This is a genomic window from Gemmobacter aquarius (genome assembly GCF_003060865.1).
Lineage (GTDB): Bacteria > Pseudomonadota > Alphaproteobacteria > Rhodobacterales > Rhodobacteraceae > Paragemmobacter > Paragemmobacter aquarius.
Window position 1 is genome coordinate 1,823,772 of sequence record NZ_CP028918.1, and the last position, 18,257, is coordinate 1,842,028.

Annotated in this window: 15 protein-coding genes; 2 read left to right on the plus strand and 13 right to left on the minus strand. The window is 64.3% G+C overall.

Features of this window, described 5'->3' with window-relative positions; translation table 11 throughout:
* Positions 1-12 precede the first annotated feature (12 nt).
* A complete protein-coding gene (locus HYN69_RS08795; RefSeq protein ID WP_159082409.1) occupies positions 13-1,650 on the minus strand; it encodes an SPASM domain-containing protein in 1,638 nt (545 codons plus the stop codon).
* A gap of 212 nt (positions 1,651-1,862) precedes the next feature.
* On the opposite strand from HYN69_RS08795, the gene HYN69_RS08800 reads away from it, so the two are divergent.
* Together HYN69_RS08800 and HYN69_RS08805 are read left to right on the plus strand one after the other, a co-directional pair.
* A complete protein-coding gene (locus tag HYN69_RS08800; RefSeq protein WP_108435412.1) occupies positions 1,863-2,216 on the plus strand; it encodes a RidA family protein in 354 nt (117 codons plus the stop codon).
* Between the two features lie 626 nt (positions 2,217-2,842).
* Complete coding sequence (locus HYN69_RS08805; RefSeq protein ID WP_108435413.1) at positions 2,843-4,039, plus strand: glycosyltransferase; 1,197 nt, start codon at positions 2,843-2,845, stop codon at positions 4,037-4,039.
* Positions 4,040-4,056: 17 nt separating this feature from the next.
* On the opposite strand, the gene pgi is transcribed toward HYN69_RS08805, so the two are convergent.
* From pgi to HYN69_RS08865, 12 genes are all read right to left on the minus strand, one after another.
* Complete coding sequence (pgi, locus tag HYN69_RS08810; RefSeq protein ID WP_108435414.1) at positions 4,057-5,658, minus strand: glucose-6-phosphate isomerase; 1,602 nt, start codon at positions 5,656-5,658, stop codon at positions 4,057-4,059.
* Between the two features lie 4 nt (positions 5,659-5,662).
* Positions 5,663-6,334: a 6-phosphogluconolactonase gene (gene pgl / locus HYN69_RS08815; protein ID WP_108435415.1), complete on the minus strand. Its 672-nt coding sequence runs from the start codon at positions 6,332-6,334 to the stop codon at positions 5,663-5,665.
* Positions 6,331-7,785, minus strand: a complete 1,455-nt coding sequence (gene zwf / locus HYN69_RS08820; protein WP_108435416.1) for a glucose-6-phosphate dehydrogenase — start codon at positions 7,783-7,785, stop codon at positions 6,331-6,333. The genes pgl and zwf overlap by 4 nt, the downstream gene beginning before the upstream one ends.
* Positions 7,786-7,920: 135 nt before the next feature.
* Positions 7,921-8,610: an MgtC/SapB family protein gene (locus tag HYN69_RS08825; RefSeq protein ID WP_108437115.1), complete on the minus strand. Its 690-nt coding sequence runs from the start codon at positions 8,608-8,610 to the stop codon at positions 7,921-7,923.
* 98 nt (positions 8,611-8,708) lie between these two features.
* A complete protein-coding gene (locus tag HYN69_RS08830) occupies positions 8,709-9,293 on the minus strand; it encodes an HNH endonuclease (RefSeq protein ID WP_108435417.1) in 585 nt (194 codons plus the stop codon).
* A gap of 248 nt (positions 9,294-9,541) precedes the next feature.
* The gene (locus HYN69_RS08835) at positions 9,542-10,330 is read right to left on the minus strand and encodes an FAD binding domain-containing protein (protein ID WP_108435418.1); all 789 of its coding nucleotides are present in this window, start codon (positions 10,328-10,330) and stop codon (positions 9,542-9,544) included.
* Between the two features lie 15 nt (positions 10,331-10,345).
* A complete protein-coding gene (locus HYN69_RS08840) occupies positions 10,346-12,724 on the minus strand; it encodes a xanthine dehydrogenase family protein molybdopterin-binding subunit (protein WP_108435419.1) in 2,379 nt (792 codons plus the stop codon).
* A 21-nt stretch (positions 12,725-12,745) separates the two neighbouring features.
* Positions 12,746-13,231 (minus strand): (2Fe-2S)-binding protein, encoded by a 486-nt coding sequence (locus HYN69_RS08845; RefSeq protein ID WP_108435420.1) that lies wholly within the window; start codon positions 13,229-13,231, stop codon positions 12,746-12,748.
* A gap of 32 nt (positions 13,232-13,263) precedes the next feature.
* Positions 13,264-13,830, minus strand: a complete 567-nt coding sequence (locus HYN69_RS08850; protein WP_108435421.1) for a CoxG family protein — start codon at positions 13,828-13,830, stop codon at positions 13,264-13,266.
* Positions 13,831-13,902: 72 nt separating this feature from the next.
* Positions 13,903-16,098 (minus strand): hybrid sensor histidine kinase/response regulator, encoded by a 2,196-nt coding sequence (locus HYN69_RS08855; protein ID WP_108435422.1) that lies wholly within the window; start codon positions 16,096-16,098, stop codon positions 13,903-13,905.
* A 2-nt stretch (positions 16,099-16,100) separates the two neighbouring features.
* On the minus strand, positions 16,101-17,264 hold the full coding sequence (locus tag HYN69_RS08860; protein ID WP_108435423.1) for an FIST N-terminal domain-containing protein: 1,164 nt from the start codon (positions 17,262-17,264) through the stop codon (positions 16,101-16,103).
* Positions 17,265-17,412: 148 nt separating this feature from the next.
* A complete protein-coding gene (locus HYN69_RS08865) occupies positions 17,413-18,072 on the minus strand; it encodes a response regulator transcription factor (protein ID WP_230426535.1) in 660 nt (219 codons plus the stop codon).
* Between the last annotated feature and the right edge of the window lie 185 nt (positions 18,073-18,257).

The window sequence follows — 18,257 nt, forward strand, 5'->3', positions numbered from 1 at the left end:
AGCCCGACCGGCTCAGGCAGGCGGCTGCATCAAAGCGTAAAGCTCTGGCATGGCGTCCGGCAGGCTCTGCCCGCGCGATGCGTCCATTTCGCGCGTGAACGTCCAGAACTTGGCATTTTCCTCGGGCGAATAGGATTCCCTTTCGATCGCCGCCGCCAGCGACTCGAGCGGGACGGCATAGGCCCAATCGGGGGCATCCGCCGTCCGCTTTGCGATATGCCCGCGCAACAGGCTGACCGACCGCTCGCGTGCCGCATCGGGCATCGCGCGTATCCCCAGATGCGGCGGATATTGCAGCAGATGGCCGCTGAAAAGTATTCCCACTTCCTCGCAGTAATCGACAAGCTCGACGATCCGCAGCGCATTATAGGCCTGCACCGTCACCGCCGCCCTCACATCGATCGTGCTTTGCGCGGCGAAAGCGCGGATGTTACGGTCGATCACTGCCCACTCCGACGGGTAGCGGATAAATTCGTTGACCGCCCCGAAACCGTCCAGACTGATGGCAAGATAAACCTTCTTGAACTGCGTCAGCAGCCCGATCCACTCCTCACCCGCCTGCGTTCCGTTCGTCGTGATCGCGAGTGTTATATTCTGCGCCACTCCGCGCTCGATCAGGCCGCGCGCGAAGGCCTGCGCTTCCTTGATCAGCAAAGGCTCGCCGCCGATCAACTGCACGATCTCGAGACTCTCTGCCCGCTCGAGCAGTTCTCCGGCCATGAAGGCTTCGCTCTGGAACCATTGCTCGCCATTCTCGAACCGGCTGAAGACCAGCTTGTTGCCGCCCCGGTTCGACCGCAGCAGTTTCACGGCCTCGACCGCGACAGGCCCGCCCGCCACCACGATCTTCACGTCGAGATAGGCCGCCGCCTCCAACCCTTCGACATCGAAGCGCCGCTCGTAGCGGCCCGAAACCTGCGCCGTCTCCAGCAAGACCTCATTGGCGTAGATGCTGGCCTCGGTCGCCTCGGCAGCGAAGAGCTGTATCGAAAAGCCGCTGACCCCGACCCCGTAGACCGATGCCTTGACGTTGGCACTTTCATGCACCCAGCTTCGCAGGGTGCCGTCTTCGCGGGCAGGATAGGTCAATCCGGCATAGGTGACGCCAAGCACGTGGTTTGGCGCGATCACCGACCCGTCCCCGCGCCAGCGCGCCGCAACAGGCCCCGGCGGGGCCCAACGCGAATGCACCGGATCGGCAGCAATCGCCGACGAATAGGAACTGTTGCACATCCGGCATTTCAGATTGCACAGGTTCCCGACGTCGAGATCCAGCGCAGATACGCCTTCGGCCATCCGATAATCGGCCCCGGCCAGTTCTGCACGGTCCTCGGGCGTCCACGCCTTCGAACTCTCGTTCCGCACCGTCCCCATGCTCTTCATGCCCGACGCCTCTTGGCGGTAGCAATAGGAACACCCTTTGGCCGGCTTGCCGTTCGAAAGATCACGGCGCAGGTCGCGCATATCCCGCGAATTCCAGATTTCCTCGAGCGAATGCTCGTACACCGACATAGGCGCACCGTCCTTCTGGATCGGCGTCGTATAGGCGCAGCAGGGCTTGACCTGACCGGAGGGCATCACATTGAGCGCGCTGAACGGATAGATGCAAAACGGGTCGGCAAGCAGTCCGGTCTTTTCACGCACAGTCATCACTCGCCCTTCAACAAAACACATATTCTTTCCAACATTGCACAGCTTTGGGGCCGCGCAAAGCGGTTTGATCCCCGCGCAGGTTCCCATGTCCGCATCCCGCCGCAGCGGCGGCACGCAGCGCCAAGCTAGCGCACCCCCCCTTTTCTTCCCACCGCGCCACGGCTAGCAAAGACGCCAGAAACCGCCATAGGAAACAGGAGCTTTTCCTCATGAACACCGACATCACACGCTACGGCACCGGACCCCGCATGTCTGAAGGTGTGGCCTATAACGGCATCCTATGGGTTGCCGGTCAGGTCGGCAATCCGGGCGATTCCGTCGCCGACCAGACACGCACCTGCCTGGCCGAGGTCGACCGCATCCTCGCCGCCGCCGGCACCGACAAGACCCGCATCCTGTCGACCCAGATCTGGCTCGCCGACATGGCCGATTTCGCCGAGATGAATTCGGTCTGGGACGGTTGGGTCCCCCAAGGCCACACTCCGGCCCGCGCCACCGGCGAAGCCAAACTCGCAACCCCCGCCTACCGCGTAGAAGTCATCGTCACGGCAGCCCTTCGCTGACCATCAAGCGGGGGACATCCGTCCCCCGCACCCCCTTGCGCCGCGTGACGGGGCGCCACTGCGTCCCGTCACGCGCAGAAAATCCCGCGGACATTCCGCCGCAGGCTATTGCGGACGGGCACTGCCATAGGTGCGGTTCTCGTTTTCACCACACAGATGGCCCAAGCCGATGCGTCGGCTGCAAATTGCAACATCCAGTCGACCGGCGGCGGATTCGTCGGTGCCGTTTCGGTTTGGGTGAACGGCCTACGCACCAACGTTCCAATCGGGGAACGCGGCCTGACCCGCAGCATCGCTTATAACGATCAAGACCTGTTCGACTGGATGCGGTCCGAGTTCGGCATCGCTCCCGATATGCCTATCGGTCACAACGATTGTGCAGGCTCGTTTCGGGTGGGGCAAGCTGTCCGCGTTCAGGATGAAACGCCCCCGCCAGCCGCTGTCATTCCGCCGCCGCCGCCTCCACCGCCTGCTGAAACTCCCCCGACCTGTGGTCCCACTTGCGGCCCGACCTGTGGCCCGAATCTTGGTCCCTGCGGTCCCGCCACCTGAAGCGTCGAATGGCCCGAGCAACAGGCCGACCGTCAGCATGGACGGTCGGCCACCCCATTGAACTGCAGTGAAGAATGACCAAGAACGTCCTCCTCGCCAACGAATTCGGCATCGGGCGAGGCCATATCGTTCAACTCTTGCAAACCGCCCTCGCGCTCGGTCCGGGCTTTACCTTCGAAGCAGCGCTCTACAACCGCTCCTTTGCAGCCGAACTCGCCCCGCTCGGGGCGCTGGTCTATGACGGGCCGGGCTATGTCTACGATGCAAGCCGCAGAACGGGACCAAAATCGGCAACCACCGCCACATGGGGAGAATTCCTCGGCGATCTCGGCTTTTCGCAGCGCGACAGGGTGCGCGATATCGTCATGTGGTGGCACAACGTCCTTGGCCAACGCCGGATCGACCTTCTGGTCGCCGATTACGCCCCCCTTGCCCTGCTCGCGGCACGGGCGCGCGGCATACCGACCATCGCGGTCGGTCAGGGCTACGGCCTGCCCCCCGATCACCTGTCGCAATTTCCGCCGCTGCACGCCGGCCCCCTGTCGCGCCTCCATGACGAGGAAGCGCTCCTCGACAACGTAAACGCCGCCGCGTCGGGGATCGGCCTTGCCCCGCTCGCGGGCCTGCCACAGGTCTACCAAAGCACCCTGCCCATGGTGCGGACCCTGCCCTTCCTCGATGCCTATCAGGGGCACCGGCGCTTTCCTTACGTGCTTCCCAAAATCCCCACCACCAACACCATCGCAGCCAACGGGGACGAGGTTTTCATCTACTTCTCCACCCAGGAACTCAACGATCCCCAGGTGGTCGATGCCTTGGCCAGCCTGCCCCTGCCGCGCCGCGCCTTCCTGCCGACCGCGTCACCCGAAACCGCCGCCCGTCTGGCCGCGTCCGGCATCATCGTCGAGACGCAGCCCGTACCCGCCGACCTGATCGCCGCCCGTTCGCGGCTCATGGTGCATTCCGGCCAGCACGGCACACTCTGTCTCGGCCTGTTCGCGGGCCTTCCCCAGGTCGCCTTTCCGCAGCATATGGAGCAATCCCACCACGCCGATGCAGTCGCGGCACAGGGCACGGCCCGCGTCATCGGCAGGGCCAGCCGCAGCCGTGACCATATCACCGACACCATCCAGTCGCTTTGGTCCGATGCCGAAATGGCCCGCAAGGCGCAAGACCTCGCGCGTTCCCTGCGCCAGACCTACGTCATCGACGCGGACGAGGCCGCACGCACATGGCTTAAACCCCTGCGCGACACCGTGATGTTCACCTGACCGGCGCCACCCGCAGCCTAGCTGCGAAGGTACTCGACCAAAGCTTGCGTCGACCCGTCCTTGCCAGCCGCCGTGGCCTTGCCCTCCAGCACCGGCTGCAAGGCAAGCGCCAACTCCTTGCCCAGTTCCACGCCCCATTGGTCGTAGGAATTGATGCCAAGGATCACCCCTTCGACGAACACCCGATGCTCGTAAAGCACTACGATCTGGCCCAGCACGAAAGGCGTCAGCTTCGGGTACGCCAGCACGGTCGAGGGCCGGTTTCCGGGAAACACCCGATGCCGCGCCTGCCGGTCCAGCTCGTCGCCCACCAGCCCCTTGGCCGCCATTATGGCCCGCGCCTCGTCCAATGACCGCCCGCGCAACAGCGCCTCGGCCTGCGCGAGGCAATTGGACACCAAGAGAAGATGCTGGTGCGACAACTCCGGCTCGTGCCCGTGCCGCGCCACGAGAAATTCGCAAGGCACCACCCGCGTGCCCTGATGGATCAGCTGGTAAAATGCATGCTGCCCGTTCGTCCCCGGCTCGCCCCAGACCACAGGGCCGGAATGGATCGCCAGATCCGACCCGTCCATCGCCACCCGCTTGCCGTTGCTCTCCATCTCCAACTGCTGCAAATAGGCGGGCAACCGCGACAGCCGCTGGTCATAGGGCAGCACCGCCCGCGTGGCAAAGCCGCAGATCTGGTTGTGCCAGATACCGACCAAGGCCAGCAGCACCGGCAGGTTCTCGTCAAACCCCGCCTCGCAGAAATGCACGTCCATCGCGTGCCCGCCGGCCAGAAACTCGCGGAACCGCACAGGCCCCACCGCCAGCATCAACGCAAGCCCGATCGGCCCCCAAAGCGAATAGCGCCCGCCGACCCAATCCTCGAAGCCGAACACCCGTGACGGATCGATGCCAAAGGCCGCCGTCTTCTCCGCCGCCGTCGACACGGCGGCAAACTGCGCGCCGGGGTTTTTCACGACCCGCGCCATCCAGTCGCGCGCGGTCTGCGCGTTTGTCATCGTCTCGATGGTGGTAAAGGTCTTGGATGCCACGATCACCAGCGTCGTCGCAGGGTCCAGCCCCCGCAGCGTATCGGCGATATGCGCGCCATCGACGTTCGACACGTAATGCACCCGCGGCCCGTTGTGATAAGGTGCCAAGGCAAGTGTGGCCATCGCAGGCCCAAGGTCCGACCCGCCGATCCCGATATTCACCACATCGGTGATCGCCCCGCCCTGCCCGGCAAACCGCCCCTCGCGGACATCGGCCGCAAAGGCCTCCATCCGCTCCAGCGTGGCCTTGATCCCCGCCACCACGTTCTTGCCGCCCACGATCACCGTGCCATCGAGATCGCGCAGCGCCGTATGAAGCACCGCCCGCCCCTCGGTCTCGTTGATCGTCTCGCCGGTGAACATGGCCTGCCGCTTGGCCGCAACGCCCGAAGCCTCGGCCAGCGCCACCAGCATGCCCCGCGCTTGCGGGTCGATATTGGTCTTGGACCAGTCGAACACCATCTCGCCCGCCCGCGCCGTAAACCGCTCGGCCCGCGCGGCATCGTCGAACAACGACAGGATAGACCGGTCCCTGACCGCCTCGTGATGCGCCGACAGCGCCTGCCAGATCTCGTTCATCGTCTCACTCCGCCCAATGCACGGTCGCGTTGTCCAGAACCGCCCGCACGGGCGCCTCGAGCGCAGACAGACCCATTGCCCGCTCCAAAGCCTCGCGCTTCTCTGCGCCGGTAATCAACACATGGATGTTCATCGCCCCCTTCAACACCGGCGCGGTCAGCGTGATGCGCGGCTCGCCCGCCGCCTCGGCCCGCAAGGCCATCAACACTGGCGCATCGGCGGCCAAAGCCTCCTCCAGCCGGTCCGCGCCCGGAAACAGCGAGGCCGTGTGCATATCGGCCCCCATCCCCAGCAGCAGAACCGAAATCGGCAGATGCGGAGCAATCCCCTCGGACAGCGCCCCAAGCGCCTCTTCGGGCTGCCCCGCCTCGGCATACAAAGGCACCAGCCGCGCCGCCGCCGCCTTGCCCTTCAGCAACCGCTCGCGCAGCAGGCGCGTGTTAGACCGCGCACTATCCTCGCCCACCCAACGCTCGTCGTTAAGGAACACCGCGACATTGCCCCAATCAAGGTCGACCCCCGAAAGGGTATCGAAAATCGGCCCCGGAGTCGTCCCCCCCGGCACGCAAAGCGAAGCCTTTCCCTCCCGCCGCAGGAAATCGGCCAACTGCCCCGCGATCACATTCGCAAGGCCCAGCATCATGAATTCCCGGTCGGGATAGGTTTCCAGCTTCATTCCCTGATCTCCCGCCAGCGCCGCCCGTCCTTGTGCATCAGCATCAACGCATCTTCGGGCCCGCTTGATCCCGGATCATAGCCTTGCGGCTTCATTCCACGCTCTTCCCAACCCTGAATGATCGGGTCCGCCCAGGCCCAGGCCGCCTCGACCTCGTCACCGCGCATGAACAGGGTCTGGTTGCCTCGGATCACATCCATGATCAGCCGCTCGTAGGCATCGGGAATATCCTCGGCATCCGCTCCCAGCGCATCGGCAAAGGCCATGTCCAGCGGCACCTGCATCAGGCGCATCCCCCCCGGTCCCGGCTCCTTGATCATCATCATCAGGTTCATGCCCTCGTTGGGCTGAAGCCGGATAACCAGCACATTCTCGCGCCAGCCTTCCGCATCGTCAAAGATCGAATGCGGCGGCTCCTTGAAGGTAATCGCAATCTCGCTCGCCCGCGCCCGCAACCGCTTTCCCGTCCGCAGATAGAACGGGGTCCCCTTCCACCGCCAGTTCGAGATATGAACCTTCAGCGCAATATAGCTTTCGGTCTTGCTGGCAGGGTTCTCGGAATGGGCCACATACCCCTCCTGCCCGCCTCCGGCCAGATATTGCCCCCGCACGATATCTTCGGGCTTCACCGCATCCAGCGCACGGATCACCTTGAGCTTTTCATCTCGCACGGCATCGGGGTCAAAGTGATAGGGCGGCTCCATCGCGATCAGACACAGCAATTGCATCAGATGGTTCTGCACCATATCGCGCATCGCACCCGACTTGTCGTAATAGGCCCCGCGCCCCTCGACCCCCACCGTTTCGGCGACCGTGATCTGCACATGGTCGATATACTCGGCCTTCCACAAAGGCTCGAACAGGATATTGGCAAAGCGCACCGCCATCAGGTTCTGGACCGTCTCCTTGCCCAGATAATGGTCGATCCGGTAAATCTGCGCTTCGGTGAAATGCTTGGCCAGCGTCTCGTTCAGCGCCCGCGCCGATGCCAGATCGCGCCCGAACGGCTTTTCCACCACGATCCGGCTCCAGGCATCCGCAATGCCATGCTCGTGCAAGCGTTCCGCAATATCGCCGAACAGCACAGGGGCGACCGAGAAGTAGAACGCCCGCACCACATTCTCGCGCATCATCGCGCGCAAATCGGGCCACCCACCCGTGCCCTTTGCGTCGATCGACACATAACCGATCCGCCCGATGAAGGCGTCGATCACGGCCGCATCCTTACGCGCCTCCGGCACGAATTCGTCGATCGCCTCGCGCACCGTCGCGCGGAAAGCTGCCTCGGTCAGATCGGCCCGCGCCGCCCCGATGATCCGGCTGCCCTCGGGCATCTGGCCTGCCAGAAAGCGCCTGTACAAACCCGGGAAAATCTTGCGCCGCGCAAGGTCTCCCGTCCCGCCGAAAATCACAAGATCGAACGTATCGACCGGAATGACACGCGAAACCATCGGATAACCCCTCGCTGCTGCTCGTCTCGCGCCAAGCTGTTAGCGCTAACGCGGGGCCGCTTTTACCCCCCCGCGCTGCCCCTGTCTAGCACCGCTTTCCGCCCGCACCAACCGCTTCGCTGCACAGCAGCATGTCTACCCCTCGTCCAGCCCCTCCCAGCGTACCCGCAAAAGCCCCGGTTCGGCGGCCAGACGCTGCACCGCCAACTCCAGCGCCTCGTCCGAAACCCCCTCGCCCGACACAGTGGCCGAAAGCTCTACCCCCTCGTCGCCCGAACGCGCCGCGATCTCCGACAGATGCAAACCGCCAAAGCGCAGCACCCGCAGCATCAGGGCGCGCACCTCACCCTCGCCCTCGGCGCGGCAAGTCACCACGACACGGAACGCCCGCAGCACCGGCACCCCCGCCCGGGTCTTCTTCTTGATCCATTTGACCAAAGGCCGCAGCCCGAGGTTCACGAAGACCACGCCCCCCGTAAGCACACCGGCAAAGGCAGGCTGCCCGATCCCCGCCATCAACCCCACCGCCGCCGAACACCACAAGGTCGCCGCCGTGTTCAACCCGTGCACGTTGAACCCGTCGCGGAATATGATCCCGGCCCCAAGAAACCCGATCCCGGAAACCACCTGTGCCGCCACCCGCGTCGGGCTGACCTCGTTCGGCACCAATTGCGAAAAGATCACAAAGGCCGCAGCCCCCATCGCCACAAGCGCATTGGTCCGCAACCCCGCCATGCGCTGGCGCACCTGCCGCTCCGACCCGATCAGCGCGCCGCAGCCCATCGCCACGCCCAGATTGACCGCCGCATCCAGCAACAGGATCATCGAAACCTCCCCGCCCAAAGCGACGATCCTGCCGCGAACGGCGCAAGACGCAAAGCCAAACCCGACAGGTCAGACCCTGCAAGCGCCCCCTGCAACACTCATGCGTCGAGTTCGGCGTCCCAATACAGATAATCCATCCAGCTTTCATGCAGATGGTTCGGCGGAAACCTCCGCCCGTGGCTTTGCATCTCCTCCGCCGTCGGCTGGCGCGGCGGACGCCGCAGTTGCATGTTCACCTGCCGCAGCGTCTTTGACCCCTTGTGCAGATTGCACGGGCTGCAGGCCGCCACCACATTCTCCCAACTCGTCACCCCGCCCCGCGACCGCGGCAGCACATGGTCAAACGTCAGATCGCCCTTGGCCCCGCAATACTGGCAGCAGAATTCGTCCCGCAGAAAAAGATTGAAGCGCGTGAATGCCACGCGCTTCTGGGGTCGGACAAATTCTTTCAGCACCACCACGCTCGGTATGCGGAACTCGGCTTTCTGGCTTCGCACCACATGGTCGTATTCCGCCACGATCTGCACACGGTCGAGGAAGGCCGCCTTGATCGCCTCTTGCCACGGCCAAAGGCTGAGCGGGTAGTAGCTCAGCGGCCGGTAATCCGCGTTCAGCACCAAAGCGGGGTAATGCTTCAGCGCCGCCGGATCGCGCACGAATTGAGTTCTGAAATCGCCGTCCATTCTGTTTTCGAGACTCCGCTTTCGACCCGCACCCCATGGGAAGCAGGGCGGGGAGCCCCGCCCCGACAGTGCAAACTATATATGGCGTAACCTGACTGGCAAGCCCCTCAAACTCTGGTGATACCGGCGTGATGTAACATCGGCATAACCCCGCAAGCCACGGCGGATTTTTCGCAGAAAAATCGTAGCCGCACAGACAAACGGCCCCGCAGTTACGCGGGGCCGTCGTTTCTTCCGGTCGGGCAGGCTCAGTGCGCCGCGTCGACCGCGCGCTTGGTCAGCACCTTGACCAGATGCGCCCGATACTCCGGCGTGCCGTGCAAATCACCGATCATGCCATCCGCCGCAACCGTCAACCCAGCCACCGCCGAGCCTGCGAAATTGCCCGACAGGGCCGTCTCGCCTTCGCTCCAGCGGAACACACCCTCGTTCGACGCACCCGTGACGGCCACGCGCACGCCGCCTGCATATTTCGCGACGAACACGCCGGTCAGCGCAAAGCGGCTCGCAGGCTGGTTGAACTTCACATAAGCCGCCTTTTCCGGCACCGGAAAAGTCACACCCGTGATGATCTCGCCCTCTTCCAGCGCGGTCGAGAACATGCCCTGAAAGTAATCATCCGCCTTGATCTTGCGCTTGTTGGTCACGACCGTTGCACCCGATGCAAGCACCGCCGCCGGATAACAAGCCGCCGGATCGTTGTTGGCCAGCGACCCGCCGATCGTGCCACGGTTGCGAACCGCCGGATCACCGATGCCCGCGGCCAAAGCCGCCAGCGCCGGATAATACTTGGCCGCTTCCGCGGCGACGGTCGCATGGGACGTCGCCGCCCCGATGCTCAGCCCGTCGTCGCCAAGGCAAACGCCCTGCATCTCGGCAATGCCGGTCAGGCTGACCAGCACTGCAGGGGCTGCAAGCCGCTGCTTCATCGTCGGCGTCAGCGTCTGCCCGCCCGAAAGCGCCTGCGCGCCATCGTGCGCCAAAGCCGCAACCGCATCCGCAATCGAGGCGGGCTTTACGAAGTCAAAGTTATGCATTCCCGAAACCCTCCCTTAAGCGTTCATCGCCGACCAGACCCGCGAGGGGCTGACAGGCATGTCGATGTGTTTCACATGGGTATGACCGCCGCGATGCAAAGCGTCGATCACCGCGTTCACCACCGCAGGGGGCGAGCCGATCGCCCCCGCCTCGCCACAGCCCTTCACGCCCAGCGGGTTGTGCGTGCACGGCGTGATGCAGGACGCGTCCACCGTATAGAACGGCACGTCATCCGCACGCGGCATCGCGTAATCCATGTAGGATCCGGTCAGCAACTGCCCGTTCTCGTCATAGGTGGTGTTTTCAAGCAAAGCCTGCCCGATCCCTTGGCCCACGCCCCCATGCACCTGACCCTCCACGATCATCGGGTTCATCACATTCCCGAAGTCATCCGCACAGGTGAACGAACAAACCTCCACCTTGCCGGTCTCGGGGTCGACCTCGACCTCGCACAGGTAAGCGCCCGCCGGATAGGTAAAGTTGGCGGGATCGTAGAACGCCGTCTCCTCCAACCCCGGCTCAAGCGTTTCGAGCGGATAGTTGTGCGGAACGTAAGCCGAAAACGCGATCTCGCCAAACGTCTTGGCCTTGTCCGTCCCCGCGACGCTGAACTTGCCATCGGCAAAGGTGATATCCCCCTCGGCCGCTTCCAGCATATGTGCTGCGATCTTCTTGCCCTTGGCGATGATCTTGTCCACCGCCTTGGTCATCGCCGATCCGCACACCGCCAGCGACCGCGACCCGTAAGACCCCATCCCGAACGGAATCTTCGACGTGTCGCCATGCACGATCTCGATCGAGCTTTCGGGAACGCCCAACTGCTCGGCCACGACTTGGGCAAACACCGTCTCGTGCCCCTGCCCGTGGCTATGCGCGCCCACCATGACGGAAATATTCCCCGTCGCGTTCACCCGCACCGTTGCCGCGTCATAAAGCCCGACCCGCGCACCAAGGATACCCACAAGGTTCGACGGCGCGATCCCGCAAGCCTCGATCCATGTCGAAAGCCCCAGACCCCGCAGCTTGCCCTTGGCCGCCGAAGCCGCACGCCGCTTCTCGAAGCCCGCCACGTCACCCAGTTCAATCGCCTTATCCAGCGTGGCCTGATAGTTGCCCGTGTCGTAAACCAGCCCGACCGGCGTGGTATAGGGGAACATGTCGGTGGTCAGGAAATTCTTGCGCCGCACCTCGAACGGGTCGAGGTTCAACTCGCGGCACATCTTGTCGATCACGCGTTCCAGCGAATAGGTCGCTTCCGGCCGCCCCGCCCCGCGATACGCATCGACCGGCGCGGTGTTGGTAAAGACCGTCTTCACGTTCACATAGACATGCGGCACCTTGTACGGCCCCGCCATCAGCGTGCCATGCAGGAACGTCGGCGTCACCGTCGCAAAGTTCGACAGATACGCGCCCACGTTCGCCATCGTCTCGGTGCGGAAGGCAAGGAAGTTGCCCTCCTTGTCGCAGGCCAGTTCGATCTTGGTCACATGGTCACGGCCATGCGCGTCCGAAAGGAAAGACTCCGACCGTTCCGCAACCCATTTCACCGGACGCTTCAGCTTCTTGGCCGCAGCCAGCACCAATGCCTCTTCGCCGTAGTGGTAAATCTTCGACCCGAACCCGCCGCCCACATCGGGCGCGACAACGGTCAGCTTGTTTTCGGGAATCCCCAGCACGAAGGCCGCGACCAGCAACCGCGTCAGGTGCGGGTTCTGGCTTGTCGTGGTCAGCTTGTAATCGCCCGTTCCGGGGAAATACTCGCCGATGGACGCCCGCGGCTCCATCGCGTTCGGCACCAGACGGTTGTTCACCAATTCCAGCGTGGTGACATGCGGCGCCGACTTGAACGCGGCTTCGGTCGCTGCGCGGTTGTCCTCGATCCAGCCCCAGTCATAGCACTGGTTGTCGGCGATTTCGTCATGCACGCGGTTCGACGCATCGGCCAAGGCCTGCGCCATGTCGATGATCGCGGGCAATTCCTCGATCTCGGTCTCGTCCGAAATCACCTGCGCCGCATCCTTGGCCTGCTGCAGGGTTTCGGCCACCACGGCGGCATAGGCATCGCCCACATGCCGCACCTTGCCATGCGCCAGCACGGGGCGCTTGGGTTCTTTCATCGGGGTTCCGTCACGGCTGTTGATCAGCCAACCCGCCGGGTTGCCGCCCACATCCTTGAAATCCTCGCCGGTGAACACCGCCAGCACGCCCGGCATCGCCGCGGCTGCTTCGGTCGCCACCTTGACGATCCGCCCATGCGCCACGGTCGACCGCACAAAGACCGCATAGGTCTGCCCCGCGATCACCACGTCGTCGGTATAATTTCCCAACCCGCTCAGAAAGCGCACATCCTCGCGCCGCTTCGAGCTGGCGCCAATTCCATAATCCTTCGGCATCTGGTCTCCTCCCCTTCCGCCTTATTCGGCCGCGACTGCGGGCACGTCTTGTCCAGACGCAGCCAGCACAGCCTTGACGATGTTATGATATCCCGTGCAGCGGCAGATATTGCCCTCAAGGTAATGGCGCACCTCGGCTTCGGTCGGCTTGGGGTTTTCCGCCAGCAGCGCCGCCGAAGACATCACCATGCCGGGCGTGCAAAACCCGCACTGCAAACCGTGATGGTCCTGAAACGATTGCTGGATCACGCTCAGCGAGCCATCCGCATTGGCCATGCCCTCGATGGTCTTTACCGTCGATCCCGCCGCATCCAGCGCGAACATCGTGCAGGATTTCACCGCCTTGCCGTCCACATGCACCACGCAGGCGCCGCACTGGCTGGTGTCGCAGCCGATATGCGTGCCGGTCAGCCCCAGCCCCTCGCGCAAGAACCCCGAAAGCAGCGTGCGCCCTTCGACTTCGCCCGAAACGGTCTTGCCGTTCACGGTCATCGTGACCTTCGTCATGTTGTCCTCCCTGTTGTCGTTGTCCGTCCGGTTCAGCCGATCAGCCGCTTGAACCAGCCCTTTTTCTTTTCCCCACCTTCACCGCCCTCGGCCTCACCGTCAACGTCCGAGGCAACCTCTTCCTCGGCCAACTCTTCGTCGGCCAACTCTTCGTCAGCCGGCCCCTCGATGGCCTCCTGAAAGCGGGTAAAGAACTCGTCCGCCATCTTCTTGGCGAAACCGTCGATGATCCGGCTGCCAAGCTGGGCGATCTTGCCGCCCACATTGGCCTCGACCTCGTAGGACAACCGCGTTCCGGTCTCGGTCGCGGTCAGCGTGACATTGGCCCCGCCCTTGGCAAAGCCCGCAGGCCCGCCCTTGCCTTCGCCCGAAATCCGCAACGACTGGTGCGGCACCATATCGGTCAGCGTGACCACGCCCTTGAAGGTCGCCTTCACCGGCCCGACCTTCTGCGTCACCACCGCCTCGAATTGCGTCTCGGGCGTGCCGGTCATGCTTTCGCAGCCGGGCACACAGTCCTTCAGCACATCGGGGTTCAAAATCGCCGCCCAGACGGTTGCCGGATCGGCCTTGATGTCGCGATGGTCGGATAGCTGCATTTTTCTCCCCCGAATTTCCGCCAGCTTAGGCTGCGTCGCGTTCGGCGCAAATGAAACATTGGTCGTATACGACTATGTGACGATCCGAAGCCCTGCCACGAACCCCTGCAAGGCCCGCGCATCCAAAGGCTTGGCCATCACCTCGATCCCCGCGGCCCTGCACCGTGCCTCGAACGGCTCGCCCCGCAGCGCCGTCACCAGCCGCGCCGGAACATCCCCGTGCCGCCCGCGCATGGCCGCAATGAACCCAAGCCCGTCCATACCCCCGCCAAGGTCTTGATCGACCAGAAAGCAATCGGGCAAGATCCCCAATTCCTCCAGCAATTCCAAAGCCACCTCGCCGCTTTGCGCTTCCAGAACGCTCACGCCCCACTTCTCCAGCAACAGCCCCATCGCACGGCGTAACTCGGCATCGTTCTCCACCAGAAACACGATCCGCCCTTCCATCCCGCCCTGCGGCGCCGCCTCTGCCACGCGCTCCTCGACCGCACCCCCGCCATAGCGCGGCACCTGCACCATGAACCGCGTGCCCCGCCCCATGACCGACGCCAATCCCAGCGGATGCCCCAAAAGCGCGCAGGCCCGTTCCACGATCGCCAAGCCAAGCCCCAACCCTTCGGAAGCCGAGGCCCGCGCGTTCAGCCGATGGAATTCCTTGAAGATATTGTCCTGCTCCTCTTCCGGTATCCCCGGCCCTGTGTCGCAGACCTCGATCCGCAGCATCGGTCCCGCCCGCCGCACACCCACCAGCACGCGCCCCCGGTCCGTATAGCGAATCGCGTTCCCGATCAGGTTCTGCAAGATCCGCCGCAGATAGGCCGCGTCCGATGCCACCACCGCGCCCGACGCCACCACCCGCAACTCCAGCCCCTTGGCCGATGCAATCGCCCCGAACTCGTCGCTCAACTGCGAAAGCAAGCGGTCCAGCCGCACCGCCCCGACCGATACCGCCACCTTGCCGCTCTCCAGCTTGGAAATATCCAGCAAGGCCGCCAAAATCCCCTCGACCGACACCAGCGCATTCTGCGCCTTGTCCAGCGCCCCCCGCGCCGCCCCCGTCAGCCCCTCGTCGCCAATCGACGCCAGAAACAGCTTGGCCGCCGAAAGGGGCTGCAACAGATCATGGCTCGCCGCCGCCACGAACCGCGTGCGCGATGCATTGGCCCGCTCGGCATCCCCCAGCGCATCCTCCAGTTCCAGCGTCCTCGCCATGACCCGCGCTTCCAGCGTCTCGTTGGCACGGCTCAGCGCCTCGACCGCAACCCGCTCCGAAGTGACATCGGTGAACGACATCACAAAGCCGCCGTCCGGCATACCGTCGGCGAACACATCCAGAATCATCCCCGCATCGCGCCGCAACTCGAAGCGCAGCGCCGCCTTGGCATCGCCCGCAACCCAGTCGCCCAACCGCCCCCCCGTCATCCCCGCGCCAAAGCGGAAATCGGGGCGAAACCGGTCGAGCACATGGTCGAACCCAGTGCCGATGCGAAACCGCGCCATCGGAATCGCCAGCAATTCCCCCAGCCGCTGGTTCCACCCCACAAGGCGCGCGCCTGCGTCGAAGATACACACCCCCTGCCCGATATGGTCGAGCGTGGCCCGGATCACCCGCGCCTGATCGTCCAGCATCTTGCCGCGCTCTATCCGCTCCAACCGCACGAGTTCCGTCACATCGGTCTGCAAGATCACCGTCCCGCCGTCGCCGGTGCGATGCTCGGACACCTGCACCCAGCGGTCCCAGACCATCGCCACGTTGAACATCACGTGCCGGTCCTGATGCCGCCTCTGCCGCGCCACGGCCCAATCTTCGGCACTCTCGCCTGCGGGCAGTTCCAGAAACGGCGACCTGCTCACCAGCCGGACATAATCGCCAAAGCCCAAACCCGGTTTAAGATATGGCCGCACATCGTTGATATGCATACCAAACCGCGAATTGCACATCACAAGCACGTCGCTTGCGTCAAACAGCGCAAAGCCTTCCTCGATGGTCTCGATCGCATGGGCAAGGTTGCGCCGCGCCGCCTCGGTCTGGCGGTTCGCCTCGGCCAGTTGCGCGTTCGACTCGTTCAAAAGGTCCAGCGCCCGCTCGAGGTCGCGCGTCCTCTCGCGGACCTGATCCTCCAGCATCGCCGCCCGCTGGAACTGGGCATAGGCGGCCCCGGAATCGTCGGTGATCTGCTCGACCCGACGCATCAGCACGGCGGCGATGATCTTCAGCTTCTCGACCTGCCGCTCGGGTGGATCGGCGGGATTGACCAGCATCTCCATGGCTACACCGCCCCGAACCCGGCATCGCCGGGGGGATAGATCGCAACACCCGTCATGGTCTGGTTCACATGCATCGAATTCAACTGCTCGCCATAGGTCGAAAACCCGACCACGCGGTTGTCGCGCAAGATCGCCGAAACCGCCCCCGTCTTCTGCTTTTCCAGCGCCTCCATCCGCCGCAGGATGCAATCGCAGGCCAGAATGACATCGGGCCGCCCCTTGGCCGACAGCGCCGCCAACTCGCGCTCCAGATGCGCCACCATGTCCTGCGGTTCGGCCAGCGTCAGAACCACACCCTCGTCTATGGCCGAAAAGAACACCAGATCCCCGTTCTCGCCCACCTGCTGGATCGCCCGCACATGATGCTTGCCGCCGATCCGCACCACCACGGGATGCGCGGCAAAGGTGAATGTCGTCAGTTGCGCCGGGTCCTTGCCCAAAAGCCGCGCGTATTCCTGCGCCGCAGGCTCGGCGTTGATGGTCCGCACGATGCGCCGCGCAGGGTCGGCGCCCGTCACCACCATCCGCCGCTCGGTCGGCACCAGATGATCCAGACTGAACACCTTGACCCGGCAATCGGTCCGCACCAGTGCCAGCACCGCCGCATTCTGCAACGCCTGCCCGCCATGCAGCACAAAGGTCTGCCTGAACCGCGTCCCGTCCCCCGCACTGCCCCCGAACAGCGGCACCGGCCCCAAGCCGCTCGCCAAAGCCGATGTCAGCTCGTCCTCGCGCACCGAAAGCCCGTCGACCATCAGAAAGGCAAACTCGCCCTGCCACCCCTCGCGCCCGACCGCCAGCCCCTGCCTGCGCCGGATCAACTCGCCGATCAGCGTGTCGCGCGACAGAACCGAAAGGTCCGGCACCAAAAGCACATCCGTCGCGAAATGCGCGGCGGGCAGCCCCACCGCCACGATCTCGCGCTCGCCATAGCCTGCGCCCGAAATCTCGCCCGCGGTTGTGCAGCCGATCACTGGCGCCCCACCGAAGCGCCCCGCCATCCGCCCTGCAAGCCCCCCCATATCGACCTCGGGCGAGATGAACAGGATCACAACCGCAAACGGCCCATCCCCAAGCGCCGCTTCCAAAGCACGAACCGGATGCGCCACGCCCACATCGACACTTGCCCGCGCGACCAATGGCAGGCCCGCCAATCCCTCCCGCATTCACATCCCCCCGACGGAATTTGACGCAAATTCCGTGACGGAGTTTGACGCAAACTCCGCCCCCCGCAAGCAGTCAAAACGCAACTCCCCCGTCAAGGCCCCGGAATTTGCGTCAAATTCCGGCGCGGAAAATGCGTCATTTTCCGCCCTACCCCTCTGGCACCAGACTCGAAAACGACGCAAGCCGCGCAATCAGCACCGCTTGCGTCCGGCTCTGCACCCCGAGCTTTCGCATGATCGCGGTCACATGCGCCTTCACGGTCGTCTCTGCGATGGTCAACTCATAGGCGATCTGCTTGTTCAGCATCCCCTCGCAGACCAGCTGCAATATCTTGGCCTGCTGCCGCGTCAAAAGCCCCAGCCGCGCGATGGCCGCCTCGCGCTGGCTGGCCGGAGCCGCCGGATCGGCCAGCGGCACAAAACCGTCCGGCACATAGGTCACCCCCGCCCGGATCGCCTCGAAGGCAGCTCGGAACACCTCGCGGTGCGAATGTTTCGGCACGAACCCCGCCGCACCTGCCCGCAGCGCAGCCCCGATCACACGGTTGTCGGCCAGCGAAGACACCACGACAACCGGCACCCCGCCCACGCAAGCCTTCAGCCGGATCAGCCCGTCCAGCCCGGTCACATCCGGCAGGTTAAGGTCGAGCACCACCACATCGGGCGCAGCCCCCCCGTCCAAAGCCGCAATTGCCGCCTCCAGCCGGTCCGCCGTCGCAATCGCCTCGATCCCTGCCACCGCCCGCAGCGTCATCGACAGCGCGTCGCAAAACAGCGGGTGGTCGTCCACGATCAAAGCCGAACGCATCGGCCGCTCTCCTGCCCCGTCCATCGCCGCACCCCCTTGTCCACACCGCATCCTACCAAGGCCGCGCAAGTCCCGCTATGCGCCATAAGTCCCGTCACCGGCGGCTTTCCGCGCGGTGCGCCCCACGGCCCTTGGCAGCGCACGCTTCGCCCCGCTATCACCCGCCAGACCCGATCAAAAGGCCA

Bases quoted from the DNA above. Each gene is read 5' to 3' on its own strand.
- HYN69_RS08795 (WP_159082409.1), bottom strand. From the start codon at position 1,650: ATGACTGTGCGTGAAAAGACCGGACTGCTTGCCGACCCGTTTTGCATC.
- HYN69_RS08800 (WP_108435412.1), top strand. From the start codon at position 1,863: ATGAACACCGACATCACACGCTACGGCACCGGACCCCGCATGTCTGAA.
- HYN69_RS08805 (WP_108435413.1), top strand. From the start codon at position 2,843: ATGACCAAGAACGTCCTCCTCGCCAACGAATTCGGCATCGGGCGAGGC.
- pgi (WP_108435414.1), bottom strand. From the start codon at position 5,658: ATGAACGAGATCTGGCAGGCGCTGTCGGCGCATCACGAGGCGGTCAGG.
- pgl (WP_108435415.1), bottom strand. From the start codon at position 6,334: ATGAAGCTGGAAACCTATCCCGACCGGGAATTCATGATGCTGGGCCTT.
- zwf (WP_108435416.1), bottom strand. From the start codon at position 7,785: ATGGTTTCGCGTGTCATTCCGGTCGATACGTTCGATCTTGTGATTTTC.
- HYN69_RS08825 (WP_108437115.1), bottom strand. From the start codon at position 8,610: ATGATCCTGTTGCTGGATGCGGCGGTCAATCTGGGCGTGGCGATGGGC.
- HYN69_RS08830 (WP_108435417.1), bottom strand. From the start codon at position 9,293: ATGGACGGCGATTTCAGAACTCAATTCGTGCGCGATCCGGCGGCGCTG.
- HYN69_RS08835 (WP_108435418.1), bottom strand. From the start codon at position 10,330: ATGCATAACTTTGACTTCGTAAAGCCCGCCTCGATTGCGGATGCGGTT.
- HYN69_RS08840 (WP_108435419.1), bottom strand. From the start codon at position 12,724: ATGCCGAAGGATTATGGAATTGGCGCCAGCTCGAAGCGGCGCGAGGAT.
- HYN69_RS08845 (WP_108435420.1), bottom strand. From the start codon at position 13,231: ATGACGAAGGTCACGATGACCGTGAACGGCAAGACCGTTTCGGGCGAA.
- HYN69_RS08850 (WP_108435421.1), bottom strand. From the start codon at position 13,830: ATGCAGCTATCCGACCATCGCGACATCAAGGCCGATCCGGCAACCGTC.
- HYN69_RS08855 (WP_108435422.1), bottom strand. From the start codon at position 16,098: ATGGAGATGCTGGTCAATCCCGCCGATCCACCCGAGCGGCAGGTCGAG.
- HYN69_RS08860 (WP_108435423.1), bottom strand. From the start codon at position 17,264: ATGCGGGAGGGATTGGCGGGCCTGCCATTGGTCGCGCGGGCAAGTGTC.
- HYN69_RS08865 (WP_230426535.1), bottom strand. From the start codon at position 18,072: ATGCGTTCGGCTTTGATCGTGGACGACCACCCGCTGTTTTGCGACGCG.